Origin of the sequence: Nocardiopsis lambiniae, from assembly GCF_031845465.1 — a bacterium.
In the GTDB taxonomy this organism is placed as follows: Bacteria; Actinomycetota; Actinomycetes; order Streptosporangiales; family Streptosporangiaceae; genus Nocardiopsis; species Nocardiopsis lambiniae.
In genome coordinates this window covers 264,119-281,285 of sequence record NZ_JAVREP010000001.1, presented here as the reverse complement: position 1 = coordinate 281,285, position 17,167 = coordinate 264,119, and the positions used below count along the sequence as shown (strand labels likewise).

Annotated in this window: 12 protein-coding genes; 6 read left to right on the top strand and 6 right to left on the bottom strand. The window is 70.4% G+C overall.

Going from position 1 to position 17,167, the window contains the following annotated elements:
- Positions 1 to 367: 367 nt before the first annotated feature.
- From RM479_RS01190 to RM479_RS01180, 3 genes are all read right to left on the bottom strand, one after another.
- Entirely contained in the window at positions 368 to 1,591 is a 1,224-nt protein-coding gene (locus RM479_RS01190; RefSeq protein WP_311509810.1) for an MFS transporter, read from the bottom strand.
- 157 nt (positions 1,592 to 1,748) lie between these two features.
- Positions 1,749 to 3,365 carry a peptide chain release factor 3 gene (locus tag RM479_RS01185; protein WP_311510403.1) on the bottom strand — a complete coding sequence of 539 codons (1,617 nt, stop codon included), beginning with the start codon at positions 3,363 to 3,365 and terminating at the stop codon, positions 1,749 to 1,751.
- A gap of 32 nt (positions 3,366 to 3,397) precedes the next feature.
- The gene (locus RM479_RS01180; RefSeq protein WP_311509808.1) at positions 3,398 to 3,805 is read right to left on the bottom strand and encodes a MerR family transcriptional regulator; all 408 of its coding nucleotides are present in this window, start codon (positions 3,803 to 3,805) and stop codon (positions 3,398 to 3,400) included.
- 541 nt (positions 3,806 to 4,346) lie between these two features.
- Here RM479_RS01180 and RM479_RS01175 point away from each other — a divergent pair.
- On the top strand, positions 4,347 to 4,589 hold the full coding sequence (locus tag RM479_RS01175; RefSeq protein WP_311509806.1) for a hypothetical protein: 243 nt from the start codon (positions 4,347 to 4,349) through the stop codon (positions 4,587 to 4,589).
- 56 nt (positions 4,590 to 4,645) lie between these two features.
- Here the strand turns inward: RM479_RS01175 and RM479_RS01170 are convergent, their stop codons facing one another.
- On the bottom strand, positions 4,646 to 4,918 hold the full coding sequence (locus tag RM479_RS01170) for a hypothetical protein (protein WP_311509805.1): 273 nt from the start codon (positions 4,916 to 4,918) through the stop codon (positions 4,646 to 4,648).
- Between the two features lie 46 nt (positions 4,919 to 4,964).
- Positions 4,965 to 5,168, bottom strand: coding sequence for a DUF2795 domain-containing protein (locus tag RM479_RS01165; protein WP_311509804.1), 204 nt, complete (start codon positions 5,166 to 5,168; stop codon positions 4,965 to 4,967).
- Between the two features lie 210 nt (positions 5,169 to 5,378).
- Between RM479_RS01165 and RM479_RS01160 the strand changes: the two genes are divergently transcribed.
- From RM479_RS01160 to RM479_RS01140, 5 genes are all read left to right on the top strand, one after another.
- Positions 5,379 to 6,296 carry an ADP-ribosylglycohydrolase family protein gene (locus RM479_RS01160; RefSeq protein ID WP_311509803.1) on the top strand — a complete coding sequence of 306 codons (918 nt, stop codon included), beginning with the start codon at positions 5,379 to 5,381 and terminating at the stop codon, positions 6,294 to 6,296.
- 982 nt (positions 6,297 to 7,278) lie between these two features.
- Complete coding sequence (locus RM479_RS01155) at positions 7,279 to 8,436, top strand: undecaprenyl-diphosphate phosphatase (RefSeq protein ID WP_311509802.1); 1,158 nt, start codon at positions 7,279 to 7,281, stop codon at positions 8,434 to 8,436.
- A gap of 486 nt (positions 8,437 to 8,922) precedes the next feature.
- Positions 8,923 to 10,968: a hypothetical protein gene (locus RM479_RS01150; protein ID WP_311509801.1), complete on the top strand. Its 2,046-nt coding sequence runs from the start codon at positions 8,923 to 8,925 to the stop codon at positions 10,966 to 10,968.
- Between the two features lie 28 nt (positions 10,969 to 10,996).
- Positions 10,997 to 12,535 (top strand): ABC transporter substrate-binding protein, encoded by a 1,539-nt coding sequence (locus tag RM479_RS01145; protein ID WP_311509800.1) that lies wholly within the window; start codon positions 10,997 to 10,999, stop codon positions 12,533 to 12,535.
- 550 nt (positions 12,536 to 13,085) lie between these two features.
- The gene (locus RM479_RS01140) at positions 13,086 to 13,802 is read left to right on the top strand and encodes a CPBP family intramembrane glutamic endopeptidase (protein WP_311509799.1); all 717 of its coding nucleotides are present in this window, start codon (positions 13,086 to 13,088) and stop codon (positions 13,800 to 13,802) included.
- A gap of 890 nt (positions 13,803 to 14,692) precedes the next feature.
- Here RM479_RS01140 and RM479_RS01135 read toward each other — a convergent pair.
- The gene (locus tag RM479_RS01135; protein ID WP_311509798.1) at positions 14,693 to 17,116 is read right to left on the bottom strand and encodes a tetratricopeptide repeat protein; all 2,424 of its coding nucleotides are present in this window, start codon (positions 17,114 to 17,116) and stop codon (positions 14,693 to 14,695) included.
- Positions 17,117 to 17,167: the final 51 nt, after the last annotated feature.

The window sequence follows — 17,167 nt, the reverse complement described above, 5'->3', positions numbered from 1 at the left end:
TCGGGTCAGGTGTTCGGCGACGATGCGATCGAACGCGCCCGTGACTCGGGAGCCGTGGTGCGTTCGGGCGTCTGGATCCGGTGCGGCACTCGTGGTGCCCCGGGCGCGGCTCCGTCGCCGCAGACCCGACCGTGCCCCTGAGGCAGGTCGGGAAGAAGGCGGTCATCCCACGCTCATGCGCGAGAAGTGACCTGAAAAGAACTTACCCTTACGTGAGGGTTCGAGTCACGTAGAGCAACTGAGGCAACTATCACAACGGCGACTGTTCGGTGGTTCATCCAGTTCATGGGCGTGATATAGATGACGCCCACATTTCCCGCTTATAACCCAAAGTGATTTTTTGGGTGGGCTCATGGGATGTTCACATTTAATGTTCACGAACGTGTTCGTCCGAGCCGACGGGTGATCCACCGATGGCGGGAAGCGGTGCGCGGGCGAAGCAGACCAGGACGGCCACCAGGGCGCACAGGGCCGCCAGACCCATGACCCCGGGCCGGTAGGAACCCGCCCAGCCATGGGCCAGGGACAGCAGGATGGGACCGACGGCGGTGGAGGCGACCGCGACGGACTGGGTCAGGCCGCGCAGGGTGCCCAGGTTCGCCGTACCGAAGTAGAAGGGCAGCGCGGCGCTCTCCACCGCGCGGGCCCCGGCGGCGGCAGCGCCCAGCGCCGCTCCGTACAGCAGCGCGCCCAGCCCCGGGGAGACGGATGGCAGGGCGACCAGGGCCAGGGCGTGCATGGCCATGGCGGCGGACATCAGCACCTTGGGGGAGAGCCGGTCGGTGGCCGAGCCGAACAGCAGCGCCGCCGCCAGGCCCGCCAGGGTCTGGGGCAGGAAGTTGGCGGCGGCCTGGGCGGGTGTGAGCCCCTGCTCTCCCAACAGGGAGATCTGATGGAAGAAGACGGCCGTGGAGACCAGCCCACTGCACGCGATGGCGCCGGCCATCGCCCAGAACATCGAGGTTCTCGCGATGGTCGCGAGGGGCCAGGACGGTTCCACCGGTTCTTCGCCCCCCTCCTCGCCAGCAGCGGCGGTGTCCCGGGCCGGGCGCTCGGCCCCGCGCAGGCCCCACCAGGCCAGGGGAAGCACGACGACCCAGATCAGGATCCCCTCCGCGACGAAGGTGTAACGCCAGTCCAGCACGGTGATCACCCGCTCGGCGAGCAGGGGGAACAGGGAGATCCCGGCGGCTCCGAGCGAACTCGTCAACCCCAGCAGCGCACCTCGGTTGCGGGTCACCGAGATCGCGACGGCGGTGGTCGCGATCATGCTCAGGCCGCCTTGGCCCAGGGCGCGCACCCCGACGAATCCGGCCGTCAGCCCGACGAGTCCTTGCGCGCCGGCCAGCAGGACGAGGAAACCACCGAAGCCCAGGGCCACCAGGGCGAGCACCCGCCGAACGCCGAAACGGTCGACGGCTCGGCCGATCCAGGGCAGCGCCAGTGCACCGGTCAGGGTGCCGACCATGTAGGCGAGGGAGACGGCGGAACGGCCGACATCGAGGTCGGTGATGACGTGGTCGACGAAGACGGCGATGCCCGCGGTCTGGCCGGGGCCGCTCAGGGCGAGGACCAGTGCGGACGCCGCCACGATCCGGGCGGTGGTGCGGCGCGGGGTGGACGTGTCCGTGGTGGACGGCGCGGAGGTCAGCGGGACTCCTCGTCAGAACGGGGGCAGGGCCGGTGTTCGCGCTCACGGCCGAGTCGCCGTACCGCGCGGCACCTCTGGGACAAGGCCTGGTGGTGGGTCAGTATTCCTCGTCGACGACGCCGCCGGCGAGGAGGGGCTCCAGGAGCAGGCCCGGGTGGTCGCGCTCGATGACGCGCAGCCGCCACTTGTTGTGCACCAGCGCCAGCAGCTCACCGTCGTTACGGCGCTTGAGCACCTCCACACCCGACAGGGCGTGCAGAGCGTCGGCGGACCCCGCGTCGGTACGCCGCGCCACGGAGTAGTCCAGCGGGGAGGCCTCGATGGGGGCACGGAACTCGTGCTCCATCCGGTGCTCGACCACGTCGAACTGGAGCGGGCCGACGGCGGCCAGCACGGGGGCCTGTTCGCCGCGCACGTCCGAGGTCAGCACCTGCACCACGCCCTCGGCGTCGAGCTGGGCGATCCCCTTCTGGAACTGCTTGTACTTGCCCGCGTCCTTGGCCCGCGCCACCACGAAGTGCTCGGGGGCGAAGCTCGGGATCGCCGGGAACTCCACCTTGGGACCGTCGTAGAGGGTGTCGCCCACCGCGATGCTCTGGGCGTTGACCAGCGCGATCACATCACCGGGGAAGGCCGTCTCGATGGTGGAGCGCTCGGAGCCGAACACCGCCTGGGTGTACTTGGTGGTGAACGGGCGGCCGGTACGGGCGTGGGTGAGGACCATGCCCCGGTCGAAGCGGCCCGAGCTGATGCGCAGGAAGGCCATCCGGTCCCGGTGGGAGGGGTCCATGTTGGCCTGCATCTTGAAGACCTGACCCGAGAACGGGGCCGCCACGGGGCGCGGTTCGCCCTTGGCGTCGGTCTTGGCGGTCGGGGCGGGGGCCAGCCCCACGATGGCCCGGAGCAGTTGTCCGACGCCGAAGTTGGGCAGGGCGGCGCCGAACAGCACCGGCGAGGACTCCCCCGCCAGGAACGACTCCGCGTCGAAGTCGGCGCCCAGCGCCTCCAGGAGTTCGACCTCCTCCCGGGCCCGCTCCCACTCGGTACCCTCGACCCGTGCAGCCTCCTCGGGTGCGAGGACTTCTTCGAGGGCCTTGGTGGCCCCGCCCGGCATCCGTGTCATCTTGGTGTACCGGCCCGTGGCCCGGTCGATGAGACCACGGAAGTCGCCCGCGATGCCCACCGGCCAGTTCAACGGCGTGGGACGCAACCCGATCCGCTGCTCGATCTCGTCCAACAACTCCAACGGCTCACGACCCGGACGATCCCACTTGTTCACGAACGTGATCACCGGCATCCGACGCGCCCGACACACGTCGAACAACTTCAACGTCTGCGGCTCCAACCCCTTGGCCGAATCCAACAACATGATCGCGCAATCCACCGCCGACAACACCCGATAGGTGTCCTCGGAGAAATCCGCGTGACCCGGGGTGTCCAACAGGTTCAGAACCCGACCCTCGTAATCGATCCGCAGCGCCGCCGACGTGATGGAGATACCCCGATCCTGCTCCATCTCCATCCAGTCCGACGTCACCCCACGCCGATCACCCTTACCGTGCACCGCACCCGCCGAAGAGATCGCCGACGAATGCAACGCCAACGCCTCCGTCAACGTCGACTTACCCGCGTCCGGATGAGAGATGACCGCGAACGTCCGCCGCCGACCGGCCTCCTCGGCGACCTCAGCCATCACCTTGTCCGCGGTCGCCATTGTGGTCACTGTCGCTCCTTACGGTTCTGTTCTCACGTGCTCGCGTTGTTCCTGGCCCGTTGCGCGCGGAGTCGTCCGGCGAACTCCTCGGCCTTGGACAACTGGTCGCGCAGCGCCTCGCAGCGGGCGGTGACGGCGGCCTCGAAGGCGTCGAGCCGCTTGCTCAGGGCCTCGCGCTCTCCGCGTTCGGTCCCGGTGGCGTTCAGCCCGTCCAGCGCCTCCAACAGCTCACGGGTCTCGTCCAGGCTGAAGTCCAGCGGCTTCATCCGCTTGATGAGGTTCAGCCGGTCGACGTCCTCCTGCGTGTAGAGGCGGAAACCCCCGCGCGAGCGGGCCGAGGGCTCGACCAGGCCGACCTCCCCGTAGTAGCGGATGGTCCGCAGGGACAGGCCCGTCCGCTCGGCGACCTCACCGATCTGCATGTGACCCGCTTCGGGCATCGCGGCGCTCCTTGCTCTCTGAATCTACTCTAACGTTAGAGTCGGATTTTCGGTGTCGGTTCCTGTAGCGCGCAACGGTAGCGCGCCGGCGAACAAGGCGAGCGTCATGCCACGTCAGATGACCTGACCACCCCGCGACGAAGAGGGCGGAACGATGGGCGGACGTCCACCGGAAGGGACTCGGATCCGCCGCGGAGCCCGCTACGCACGAGGGAATCGGGACACCCCCGTGGCACGCGACCCCCACGGTTCCGTCGCACCGCCTCCCGCCGTGCGGAGCCCAGACGCGGAGACGCCCGTGCCGACCGGCGAAAACCCACCCCCGACCGGTGACGGCAGGCCGCGATCACCCGCCGCGCCGACACCGCAGGGAAAGACGACGCTTCTTCCACCGAGGTGGCCCCCCTCGATGATTTCTACCCTGACGTGAGGGTAGAGTCATGGAGTGCCGGGAGTCCGCGCGCCCCTCCTCCCCTCCCGTATGTGCTCCGGAGAAGGAGGGGCGTGTCTCCCGTCCACCGCCGAGATGTTGGAGCCCACCATGGCCTACTACCGAATCCGAACGAACGACGGATCCTCCACCACCCACCAGGCGCTGCGGATGCGCACCGACGCCTCCGCCCTCTACCTCGAAGACCGCTCCGCCGGCCTGTGGCGGGTCGTCCGGTCCTGGCGACTGGGCGAGGTCGACACCGTGCAGCGCCGCTTCACCGAGCACGACGGCACGTGGACCTGGCTGACGGAACCACTGCCCGCGCCCATCGGCGTCCGTGGCTGGAACTGAACCCGCTCGCGGGCCCCACCGCCGGGGGCCGCGGCCGGAACCGAGCCGGCCCGCGGTCACCCCTCGCCCTCGCCGCGCGTCGCACCGAGAACGGTGCTCAGCGGCACCAGGGGCATCTCCAGCGTCCGCGCCAGAAGGGCCGGCAGGCCCTCCCCCGCGCCGTCACGGTCGACGAGCACGCCCACCCCGGCCCGTCGCGGTCGGCAGGCCGGGCGGGCGGTGTTCGCCCGCCGGGGCGCGCGTACCTCCACCACGGGAATCCCGCGTCCCGCCAGGAGCAGGTGCGCACTGACGACCCCGCCCCGGGGCCTGCTTTCGGAATCGTGCACGAGCCGCCCGGCGACCCACGGCCCAGACCGCAGAACCACACTCCCCTCAAACGCCCCTCGGCACGTCGCCCAGGTGTTTCCACAGGTCACGCAGGTGGGAGTAGGTCCCTTCGGGCAGCCGCCCCAGGGCGGCGAGCAGCTCCCCGCTCGCGCCGCGCAGGTCCGCAGCGCTGATGATCTGCCTGCGCGTCAGCGGACCGGAGCCGAAGGCCCCCTCCAGCGAGTCGGCGATGTCGGTTCGGGTGACCATCGGTCGTACCTCCACAGGAGCGGACGTCGGAACATCCTGTTCGTGGTCGCGGCGGCCCCGCCGGAGAAGACGGCTCACGTCCGTGGCGGTGCCGCCGCGAGGCCGGAGCGGGGGACACGAGATCAAGGGGAACGCCCCGACCGCTCCACACTCTACCCTCTCGTAAGAGTAGGGTTTCCTTCGACGTCACATCAGGACGGAGAAGATCCGATGCCCTCCTCGCCCTCCGGACCACACCCCACGACCTGGGACCCGCCCGGATCCCCCTCCCGAGATCGCGACCGGGGCTGTCTGTTGGCCGCCGCCTGCGGGGACGCCCTCGGCGGTACGCCTTCGCGCAAGGCCGAGGCCCCACCCCTGCCGCGCCCCACCGGCATCACCTCTTTGACGCTCGTCCTGGCCGAGCACCTACGAGGGAGGACGGACGACCGGGGCGCCACCATCGATCGAGACCGCCTGGTCGAGGAGTTCACCGCCGCGTGGCAACGCGACCCCGACCGGGGTTTCGGCGGCGGGGAGATCAGGATCTTCCTGTCCGTCGTCAACGGCATCGCCTGGGAGAGCGCCTCCGTCTCGGCCTACGGCGGGAAGGGCTCCTACGGTGCCGGTGCCGCCGCGCGGGTGGCCCCGGTGGGCCTGCTGCCCGTGCCGATGAACCCGCTGGCCCAGTTGGCGCGGGACAGCGCCTACGTCACCCACGCCCACCCCCTGGCACTGGAGGGCGCCGCGATCCAGGCGTGCGCCGTCGCCTACGCCCGCCGCGCGGACAGGGAACGACCACTGGCCGCGTTCCACCTGCTGTCGACCGTGGCCCGCTACTCCACGTCCTCGGAGTTCAGGTCCCAACTGGCCCGGCTGGGCGCCCTGACCCGGGGACGGTACACCCACAGGGACGCGGTACGCGCCCTGGGCAGAGGGGGCACCGCGGCCGAGGCGGTACCCCTCGCGCTCGCCGCCTTCCTGCGTTCACCCGACGACCTGCCCGAGGTCGTGCGGTTCGCCGCGAGCGTCGACAACGGCAGAGGCCGCGTCGCGGCCATGGCCGGAGCGCTGGCCGGAGCCCGTAACGGTGTCGACGCGGTCCCCCGGTCCTGGGCGCGTTGCCTGGAGGAGTCTCAGGAGGAGTGAGGAGGAGGCGCCGCCTCACGCGCCCGGGAGAATCACGGCGGTCGGGCCGTCCGGCACGGCGACGGACCGACGTCCGAGGGGAGCGGCTTCCGGAGTCGTACACCACCCGGAGCGTTCGACCCCGGACAGGTGCGCTCCCCGAGCTCGACCCGAGAGTCGTCCCGCGCACGCCCCCGGCTTTGGCGCGAGCGGCCGGACACCGTCCCAAGCCCCTGCGTGGCGGCACGGACCGCGGCAGAGATCATGACCGCGGCCGTGCCATCACGGGAGGGCTCAGAGCGCGGAGGAAGCAGGTCGGCCCTCCGAGAAAAACCCTACCCTCTCGTGACAGTAGAGTCACCTCGACTCTCAGAACGCGCGGGTCCGCGCCCGCTCTCCGCCGCACCCCGGCATGATCCACGTGACGACGGAACCCGTGTCCGCATGCGACCTGACTCACGAATCCGATGACACGGACGGCACCCGGAACGGGATTTGACCGCCGATCGCCCCCATCCGCGCACCATGTCCCGAATGTGCTCCGGATCACCGTCGTGTTCCGGCGCCGCCTCCGGGTGGTCTCCACCCGCGCGACCGGCCTCCGCGTCCTTCGCGAAGACACGCGGATCGAATCCGGGTCCGAGCGAGTCGGGAAACGGGAAACCGTGCGATGAGAGGTCCTCCCGCGCCGGCCGTGAGGAGATGAGGGTGGGGCCGGTATCCCGCCCACGGCGTTCCACGGTATATCTGCACCACACCCTCGTCAGGAAGGACGGCACCCCGCCCGGTACCCCGCACACCGGTCGTGGCGCTACCGTTTGCCTGCGATCGGTGGCCCGGGCCACCGATCGCGGTCCCCGATCCGCCGGAAACACGGTCCCCACCGGTTCCGGACGGTCCCCCGACCCACCCCTTTCCACGGGCGTGTCCCGACGTACCCCGTCCACCGTGGTCGCATCCCACCGCACAGGGGCGACCGCAGCAGCTTGGAGCAGACTCTGCCGTGTCACTCATCGAAGCCATCGTCCTCGGCCTGGTCCAAGGCCTGACCGAGTTCCTCCCGATCTCCTCCAGCGGGCACCTGCGCGTCGTATCGGCGTTCTTCGGCTGGCCCGACCCCGGTGCCGCCTTCACCGCCGTCAGCCAGATCGGCACGGAACTGGCCGTGGTGATCTACTTCCGGCAGCGGATCTGGGCCATCCTGTCCACGTGGACCAGGTCCCTGTTCGTTCGCGACCTGCGCGGCGACATCAACGCGCGCATGGGCTGGTACGTCATCCTCGGCACCATCCCCATCGTGGTCCTGGGCCTGCTCCTGGAAGACCAGATCGAGAGCGTCTTCCGCGACCTGCGGCTGGTCGCGCTGAACCTCATCATCTTCGGTGTGCTGCTCGGTGTGGTGGACCGGTACTCGCGCAAGCACCGGGAACTGGAGGACCTGAACGTCCCCCGGGGTATGGCGTTCGGCATGTTCCAGGCGCTCGCGCTGATCCCGGGTGTCTCCCGGTCGGGCGGCACGATCACCGGCGGGATGCTGCTGGGCTTCAAGCGCAAGGACGCGGCCGAGTACGCCTTCCTGTTGGCCCTGCCCGCGGTCTTCGGGTCGGGTGTGTACAAGCTCACCGACATCGGCGGTGACGAGTACGCCGGGTGGGGCGCCACCCTCGTGGGAACGATCGTCGCGGGCGTGGTCGGCTTCGTGGTGATCGCCTGGCTGATGAAGTTCATCTCCACCCACAGCTTCATGCCGTTCGTCTACTACCGTGTGGGCCTGGGCATCGTCATCCTCGCCATGGTGAGCTGGGGCGTGCTCGACCCCCAGGGCGGCGCGGAGTCCCAGGCCGGCCGCGGCGAGATCGTCGCCGAGGAGGAGGGCCCCGCCGGGGAGGCACCGGAGACCGGGTCCGCCGCCGAACCCTCGACGGCGCCGTCCCCCGAACCCACCGAGCCCGCCGCCCCTCCCGCCGAGTCGGAGGAGACCCCCCGGATCGACCCGACGACCGGCTGGGAGATCGACCCCCACTCGGGTCTGCCGCGCAACCCCGCCACGGGGCTGCTGCACGACCCGGACCTGGGGATGGACGTCGACTACGACCGGGAGACCGGCCTGGCCACCAACCCCATGACGGGTGAGCGGTACGACCCCGTCCCCGTCGGCTGACACACGCCCCCGCACCCGCACCGTCCGGTGCCCGACACGACGATCCGTCCGCCGGGCACCGGGCCGTGGGCGGGGCGGACCGCGCGTGGGACGAAGACCGCCGGAGGCGTCCGAGCGGCCGTCCGCGTCCCCCGACCATCGCGCGGCGCCGACCGCGGGGCCATGACGGAACGGGGCGGTATCCGTCGGACGGGACCATGTCCTCGCCCCCGCCGAGGCGACAACGCCGGACCCGGGAGATCGCGGAGGCGGAGGGCGCCCTCCGCTCCCGGCCCCGGGGGCTCGTCCGGCGGCGGACTTCTGGGCGCGACTCACCCCCAGAACAGCAAGAACACCTCAAAGGCATCGATATTAGGCGAAAGCTCGAAAACCCCCTATAACGCGTATGTCACAAAGAAGTGCTCCAGTCATAAACCCGGGAAAAACGCGCATCATCAGTCTTCGGAAGGCCGGAACAAGCGCGGAGAACGGGAGGCGGTCCGGGGCGTGACGAGTGGCGCGGAGGTGCCGAGCGGCCATGGAACACCGGTCGGACAGGAGGCACAGGCCTCCTACTACAAGGACCTCGTGGATCCCGACTGGTCCGGGCTTCCAGGTCGCCGACGCCCCATCCTGCTCGTCCACGGGCCGGAGGGATACGGAAAATCCCATTTCGTACGGCACAAGGCCGAGGAGCTGGAAAGACTCGGAATCCCCTACGCCCACGTGGACCTCGCGGACATCAGATATCACTCCAGTGTTCCCGCGGTATTCGCCGCCATCGCCTCCCACCGGGAGAAAGGGCTGGCCCGCGCACTGAGGTATTACGGGCGCCTCCGGTTCCCCCGGCTCTGGATCTGCCTGATCACCATTCGCCTGGACATCGGCCCCGACGCGGTGCCGGGCGAGTACGGCGACCTCATGGGCGGGGAGGAACGCGCACACGCCCAGATCACCGAGCTGGTGGACCAGGTGTGGCCCGGCGGCATGGGGCGGCTGGGGAGACTCCTGGGCAACGCGGGGGACCTCATCCCTCCGGCGGAGTTGATCGGCGCCGACCCTCTGCCCGTCGACATCACCAAGTGGGTCACGGCGGTCACGGGAATGGGCGTACGCGCCCTTGAGGGTGTCTTCGAGTGGATGCGGACCCAGGGCCAGGGCGGGCAGGCCAGAGAACAGGTGGCCGACTCCCTCTACCACCTGTGGTTGCAGGCCCGCGAACCCGACGCCGTGGACACCGTCTCCCGCGTCTCCAACCGCGAGAAGGTGGGCCGTTTCCTCAGCGAGGCCCTCTTCACCGACCTCCGACACGCGGCCCGACGCGTGGGATACCAGCCCACACCCGTTCTCCTGCTGGACAACGCCGATCGGGGGGTCGGCCCCGTGCTCCTCAGGTCCCTGGCCGAGGCGCCGGCGCCTTTCGGCAGGGCGCCCCTCTTCGGCGGCGTCGGCTTCCCGGAGCCGCTCACCGTCGTCGCCACCACGGTCGACACGGTCCCCCCGGAAAGGCTCTACGAGAGCACACGGCAGTACATGCTCTTCTCCCCTCTGGCTCCGCTGGGGCGGCGTGACATCGGTGAGCTGATCTCCCGCGCGCGCTCCCGGACCAAGGGCGGCGGCCACGTCTCGAACGAGATCGTCGACCTCCTCGGGGACTTCACCGGAGGGCACCCCGGAGCCACCGCACGGCTCGTCGACGCCTGGGTCGCGGTGCGGGGCAGCAGCCTGCACGACGCGCTCTCCCACCGCCCGGTGGACCCGGCCACCGGGCTGGAGTCCCCCGTGACCGTGGAGGAGCTCATGCTCACGACGGCGCTCGGAGTCGATCCCGACCTGCTCGACCAGCGCCTTCGGGACGCGCTCGTCACCTGCTCCGCGGCGAAGGACTCCGACGCGGGGCTGTGGTTGAACCGTTCGGGCGAGTTCACCGAGCGCGTCGAGGAGGAGCGTCTCCTCGAACACCCGTTGTGGGACCGGACGGACCCGGAGGCGGTCACGGTGCTGCGACGCCTGCTGTCGCGGAGACTGGCCAGGCGCCCGGAGGGCTCCCCCGGGAACTGGGACGCGGTCCACCGCAGGCTCGCCGACCACTACCAGAGCGGGCGGTCCGCCGACCGGAACTCCGCCGAACACGAGATCTACCACCGCCTCTGCGCCGGGCAGCCGACCCGCGTGGCCTGGCACTTCCAGGGCTGGCTCAGGGCACCGGACATCGGGGGCGAGGAGTGGGTCCGGCTGCTGCGGAGCGTCACCACGGCGCCCCTGCGCGTGCGCCCGTCGTCACCCCTTCTGGACGCGTGGACGAACACGTGGCAGGCGCACGCGGTCTCGGAGGGGACGGAGGGCTCCGAGGAGACCGAGATCCTCCTCAAGCTCATCACCGCCCGTCACATCCTCAGCGACCCCGACCTCTTCCGTTCGGGGGCCCTGCACTCGGTCTGCCACATGGCGCTGAACGACCTCGCCGGGCGGGCCCCACGAGGGGCGGCCCACATCTTCGAGGAGGCCGCCCGGCACCTGCGGCTGGTCGCCAGGTTCGGCGTCAAGGCATGAGCGACCGCCCGCCACAGAAGGGACGACCATGACCGGCCCCAACGACACGTCCCCGTCGGCGCACGTGCCCGACGGCCCGACCTCTCTCGTCCGGAGGTGGCTGAGGCGGTGGTGGAAGCAGGTCGTACCCGTACCGGTGCTCCTGCTCGTCATCCCGGTCGTTCTGCACTGGGACGTGTTCACCTGCGGCGGGCCCGCCAGCGGCGTGCGGCTGACCGACGGGCAGTGCGTGGGCGTGACCGACGGCTCGTTCGTCTACCACGAGGAGTACACCGAGGTACAGGCCGACATCGTCCGGGAGAACCAGCGGGTGGCGGAGGCCGGCGGTCACGTCGTGCGGATCGCCCTGCTGAGCACGCTGACCTTCGGCGAGGTCAGCCCGATGGACCCGGCGCGCGTCGTCAGCGCGTTGGAGGGCGCGCACACCGCGCAGATGCGGGCCAACCACTCTCCCCACTTCGGCGACGAGAGCCCGGCCATCCAGTTGTACCTCGCCAACATGGGGGGCCGACAGGGACAGTGGGAGCCGGTCGTGGACGCACTGGTCGCGATGGCCGACGACGAGGCGAACCCCCTCGTCGCGGTCGTCGGCATGGGAGTGAGCGTGGAGTCCACCGCGAGCGTGGCCGATCGCCTCCACGAGAACGGCATTCCCATGGTGTCCGCCGCGGTCACGGCCGACGGCCTCGCGCACCCCGAGACGCCGGGCCTGATGCGCGCCGCGCCCAGCAACACCGAGTACGTGCGGGCGCTGCGCTCCTACCTCGACGAACAGAAGGAACCGGCACGGGCGACCCTGGTCTACGACGCCAACGCGTCCGACCTGTTCGTGGGCTCCCTGCGCCAGGCCTACGAGAGCCGGCTCGGCGCCCACCTCGTCGGCCACCCCCAGGAGTACGCGGGCACGACCGTCGGCGACCCGCCCCGGGCGGGCCTGTTCCACACGGTGGTCCTCAACATATGCGCCTCGGGCACCGACACGGTGTTCTTCGCGGGCCGCACCCCGGACCTTCGGGAGTTCCTCGCCTCCCTCGCCCACCGGCCCTGCGCCGGTCAGCCCTTCCGGGTGCTGTTCTCCGTCATCGGCCTGAGCGCCCTGGACGACGAGGAGGTCATGGGCCACCTCGCCGAGGGCGACATCACGCTGGTCTACGCCTCGTCCATCGACCCCCGCTGGAGTACGGGCGACGCCTCGGCCGAGGTACCGCCGCACTACGCGTCCTTCGTGAACGCCTTCCACGAGTACATCGGCGACGACGACCCCGCCGCCCTCAACAACGGGTACGCCCTGGTCCACCACGACGCGTTCGCCGTGGCGGCCAGCGCGGTGCGGATGACCAACGAGATGGACCTGGGGGACGCTCCCCCGACCGCGGCGGAGGTGGGCTCCCAGCTGATGCTGCTCAACAGCGCCCACGAGGTCCGCGCGGGCGGCGGGACCCTCAGCTACAGCGACGAGTACGGCGGGGAGGCGGTCGGCAGGTACGTGCCGGTCGTCGAGCTGCCCTTGAAGGGGGACCTTCCCCGCCCCTTCCCGCACGTCATCGGGGGCGCCGGCCACGGCTGAGCCCGGGGGCCCACGGGGAGGTCCACCGTCCCCCACCCGAGAGCATCGGGTCGCTCGGGGCGTGGGAGACCCGGAGGAGCGAGTGGACGGCCCCGGAAACACGAGGATCCCGAGGGCGGCGACTGGGGCAGGAACCCGACGCGGGGTCTCGTGGGTGGACCTGCGGGGGCTCGAACCGTGGACCCATGGATAAGGGGCCGCCTCCCGTCGCGGCGGTACGCCCGCCCGTGCCCCGATGACCCCGCCACCCGGCCACCGGCCCCCGGCGACAGAGCGGTCACCGGGCAGGCACCCCGCCTCGCAGGCCACGGATCGAATCCGTGGGCCTCCGGCACCCGCCACAGTCTGCGTCACACCCGTCACGGAACAGGTGGCGGAGCACCGCTCCCGTCCCGATGATCGGCTTCTTCGCGGTCGTGTGGGACGCCCTCACCACGGTCGGTGCCGTCCGACCGGCGGGATCGCCGAGGAACCCGCGCCGCCGTGCCCGGTCGACTCGCGGTGCCCGGCTAGCATCGAACGCGTGTCCCGTCGCGACTCCAGTTTCTCCTTGCCCCCACTCGCTCTCGCGGCAGCCCTGACCCTGCTGTGGCACGCCGTGCTCTTCGTGGCCGCCGAACTCGTCCCCTCACAGGACGCCCCCCATCTGGGTGCCACTCTCATCACCCTCTGCACCCTGCCGGTACCGGTGCTCGCGGCCATCGCCATGGGCGATTGGCGTCACACCGGGTTCGCGCCGATCCGGACGGGCGTCCCCGGTTTCGGGGTCACGGTGCCCCTCTTCCTGGTCAGCGCCGTCTACGTCGTACCCGGCATCGAAGGCGACGCTCAGACGCTCGTGCGTCTGGCGGTGTTCTGCCTGGTCGTCGGGATCACCGAGGAGAGCCTCTCCCGAGGCGTCGTACAGCACGTGCTCGCCCGGTCGGGGCGGATGCCCGCAGCGGTCTGGGTGGGTGTGCTCTTCGGGCTCGGTCACGCGCTGTCGGGTGTCTGGTTCAACCGCGACCTCGGCGACACACTGTTCCAGGTACTGAGCACCGCCGCCTTCGGCTTCGGCTACGCCGCCGTGCGGTTCCATCTGGCCACGATCTGGCCGCTGGTGGCGGCGCACGCGCTCTACAACTTCGCGCAGTACGCCAGCCCCGGTGCCGCCCCCTGGCCGGTGCAGCTGGGTGTGGCCGCGGGTTTCGTCTGCTACGGAGTGTGGCTCCTGCGCCGCCTCGATCGCCGCGAGGAAGAAGCACCCGCTCCCGCCGATTCGCGGTGAGCGCTCCGCGCCGCGGGTGATGGTGGTGTGTCCCGCGTTCTCCGGAGTCGGGTTCCCGGGATCTGGGACCGCATGGCCCGCGAAGGGCGTCGTGGAACGTCGTGGACACCCGGCTGAAGCGCTCGGGCCGGCGGCGGGCGTCGCGCCGGGGCGGAGGAGGTGCGCCGCCCCGATGGAGGTGGCCGTGGAGGCGCTCGAAGCTCCGGTCGGCCTCACGCGGCACGGCCGCCACGGATCACGTTCGATGGAGGTCAGGGGCATCGCCGACACCCTCGGCGGGATCGTCTCCCCCGCACCGGGCCCGTCCCGGGGGCGCACCGCCGCCGCGAGGGCTCGACGGGGAGTCGGCCCGTCGGGGGCGCGGGTGGAGCGATGCGCCGATCCGCTCAAGCGGGACCGGGCCGCGACCCTCACGACCCTCGGGCCGCGGTCTTCGACGGGGCCGTGCCCGTGGCCCCGATCCGAACCCGGCTCCGCGCTCTCACCGGTTCGAAGAACAGTGTTCAAGGACGTTCGCGCACGCCGGGACCGTCCCGCCGCCGGCGCTCGCGAAAACGGGTGGACCCGTCGGACGGCGGTCCCCTACCTTGGGGCCTCCCCCAACGTGAGGACTCCGCGCGCATGACGCCCCCCGCTCTTCAGATCTGACACTTCTCCGTGCATCGGTCGCCGACCACGCCGTCGGCTCCCCGGAGTGCGAGCGATGAACACCTGAGGCGGGTCGACACGGCACCGGGGCGTTCAGCGGCGGGCGGACCGCTGCCGGGCGCACACGGTCCACCCGTTAGCCGCACCGCCGCAACGGGGTCATGAGCCTTCACCCACGACCGTGGGTGAAGGCTCATGGCGCAGAGGTCGGGTGAGGCGGAGAACGTCGGCACCTATCGATCTCATCGAGGATCGATCGCACGAAAGCGTTCGAGGTTGTTCCGCGTGGTCAACGTATCCGGATGATCGGCGCCCAACACCCGCGACCGATCCTCGATCAACGCTTCGGACTCGGCTGCCGCACCCGCCACATCACCAGCCTCACCACGGCAGAACGCCAGATTGTTCCGCGTTGTCAACGTGTTCGGATGGTCAGCCCCCAACACCCGCGACTGCACCCGCGACACCGCCTCGAACTCGGTCACCGCACCCGCGACGTCACCGCCCTCACCACGCCAGAACGCCAGGTTGTTCCACGTGATCAAGGTGTCCGGATGATCCGCGCCCAACACCCGCGACCGTGCGTCCAGCAACGTCTCGAACTCGGCCACCGCACCCGCGACGTCACCGCCCTCACCACGCCACGACGCCAGGTTGTTCCACGTGATCAAGGTGTCCGGATGATCCGCGCCCAACACCCGCGACCGTGCGTCCAGCACCGCTTCGGACTCGGCTGCCGCACCCGCCACATCACCCGATCGCCCACGCCAAAGGGCCAGATTGTTCCGCATGGTCAACGTGTTCGGGTGATCGGCGCCCAACACCCGCACGTGCGCGTCCAACACCGCCTCGAACTCGGCCACCGCACCCGTCACATCACCACCCTCACCACGCCACGACGCCAGGTTGTTCCACGTGATCAAGGTGTCCGGATGATCCGCGCCCAACACCCGCACGTGCGCGTCCAACACCGCCTCGAACTCGGCCACCGCACCCGCCACATCACCACCCTCACCACGCCACGACGCCAGATTGCTCCGCGTGGCCAGTGTGTCCGGATGATCCGCGCCCAACACCCGCACGTGCGCGTCCAACACCGCCTCGAACTCGGCCACCGCACCCGCCACATCACCGCCCTCACCACGCCAGTTGGCCAGGTTGTTCCGCGTGGTCAACGTGTTCGGGTGATCCGCGCCCAGGTTTCGCTCAGCGGTCCGTGTCATGTCCCGCCAGTAGGCGATCGCCTCGGACACCGCCCCCGCTCCGCCCAGGCTCGATCCCAGTCGGAACAGCACCAGGTGCCCCTCCGGTTCCCACAACCAGTCCCCGGCATGAGAGGCCAGAACGGTGGTGTTAGAGCGCAACCGTTGACCGTGGACGGTGGCGTGCACCGTGTCCGGCCAGTCGCCGGCCAGCGTGTCCGCGGCGACATCGACCAGGGCCCGGTCGGGGCGCAGGTCCGGGTCTTCACGGGTGGCGCGCTGCACCAGACGATGCACCGTCACCACGACGCCGTCCCCCTCGGAAACGTGCGAGGTCTCGGTTCCGGTGAGTGTGACCAGGTGAAGGCGGTGCAACAACTCCAGAGCATCGATCACGTCGTCCGTCTCGGGAGGATGCCGGGCGTCATCGCCTCGGGCCAGGTACTCCAGCACCGGCTCGGACGTCAGGATGGCGAGGGGGATACCCGTGGGGTCCAGCAGAGCGATCAGCCGCATCAGCGGACTCGACAGCCCCTGGGGGATGAGGGTGTCGGCGTACTCGATGGAGATCTTCCAGGTGGTGGCCACCGTGGCGGGGTAGTCCTCCAGCGGCTGATCAGGGAAGTTCCGGTCCAAGGCCCGCCGATGGTTCCTGAACCTGGCCAGGTAGGCGGTACAGCCCATCCGGCCCTCTCGGGCATGGAGGAAAGCGGTCGCGTGCGTCAACGCCAGGGGAAGGTGTCCCAGCTCCTCGGCGAGTTCGTCCAGCTCTTCCTGGAGCGCGGGTAGGCCGCCCAGGGCTTGTCGCAGGTAGTGCAGGGACTCCTCTGGCGTGTACAGACCCACGTTGATCGAGGACCGTTCGAGTCCGGGCAGGTGAAGATCGGTCCTGCGGGTGGTGACCACCACCCGCCCCGCCACCGCGCCCTCCCTCCTCTCGAAGCCTTTCCCATCCGGGTGCGGCACAGGCGTGGTGGGCGGCCACAGCCCCTGCACCTGGAAGGGGTCGTCAAGGTTGTCCAGCACCACCAGCCAACGCTTGTCGGTGGTCTGCAACCAACTCAGGAACCGCACCGCCGCCGCGCCGGGCTCCTCGGGCACCGCCCCGTCCAACAGGTGATGGGCGGCCTGGGCGTAGGTCTGCACGATCCGAGAGCGCGACGACGCCGGCACCCACACCACCAGGTCCACCCGTCCGGACTCCCACAAACCCCGCGCGTGGTGGGCGGCGAGCTGGGTCTTGCCCACCCCGCCCATCCCGGCCAACACCACCGCGTGCCGATCGTCGGCCAGGCGGTCCAGGCGCTCTTCCTCTCGGCGGTGCTGGAAGTGACCGGCCCGTGGCGGGACCTGTCCCAGCACCACCGGCCAGGACAGCTGTTTCGTCCGGTGGATATGGGTGACGCGGATATCGCCGTGCGCGACACCGATCGCGACGCCGTATCCGGAGGCCGTCGCGGTCACGTCACCGGTGACCGTGGTTCCTGCGAGAGGTGGAGGGGTTTCTCCGGGGGC

What these genes read in the sequence shown, in the direction of transcription:
- RM479_RS01185 (WP_311510403.1), bottom strand. Translation starts at nt 3,365, where the DNA reads ATGGCGACCGCGGACAAGGTGATGGCTGAGGTCGCCGAGGAGGCCGGT.
- RM479_RS01180 (WP_311509808.1), bottom strand. Translation starts at nt 3,805, where the DNA reads ATGCCCGAAGCGGGTCACATGCAGATCGGTGAGGTCGCCGAGCGGACG.
- RM479_RS01175 (WP_311509806.1), top strand. Translation starts at nt 4,347, where the DNA reads ATGGCCTACTACCGAATCCGAACGAACGACGGATCCTCCACCACCCAC.
- RM479_RS01165 (WP_311509804.1), bottom strand. Translation starts at nt 5,168, where the DNA reads ATGGTCACCCGAACCGACATCGCCGACTCGCTGGAGGGGGCCTTCGGC.
- RM479_RS01160 (WP_311509803.1), top strand. Translation starts at nt 5,379, where the DNA reads ATGCCCTCCTCGCCCTCCGGACCACACCCCACGACCTGGGACCCGCCC.
- RM479_RS01145 (WP_311509800.1), top strand. Translation starts at nt 10,997, where the DNA reads ATGACCGGCCCCAACGACACGTCCCCGTCGGCGCACGTGCCCGACGGC.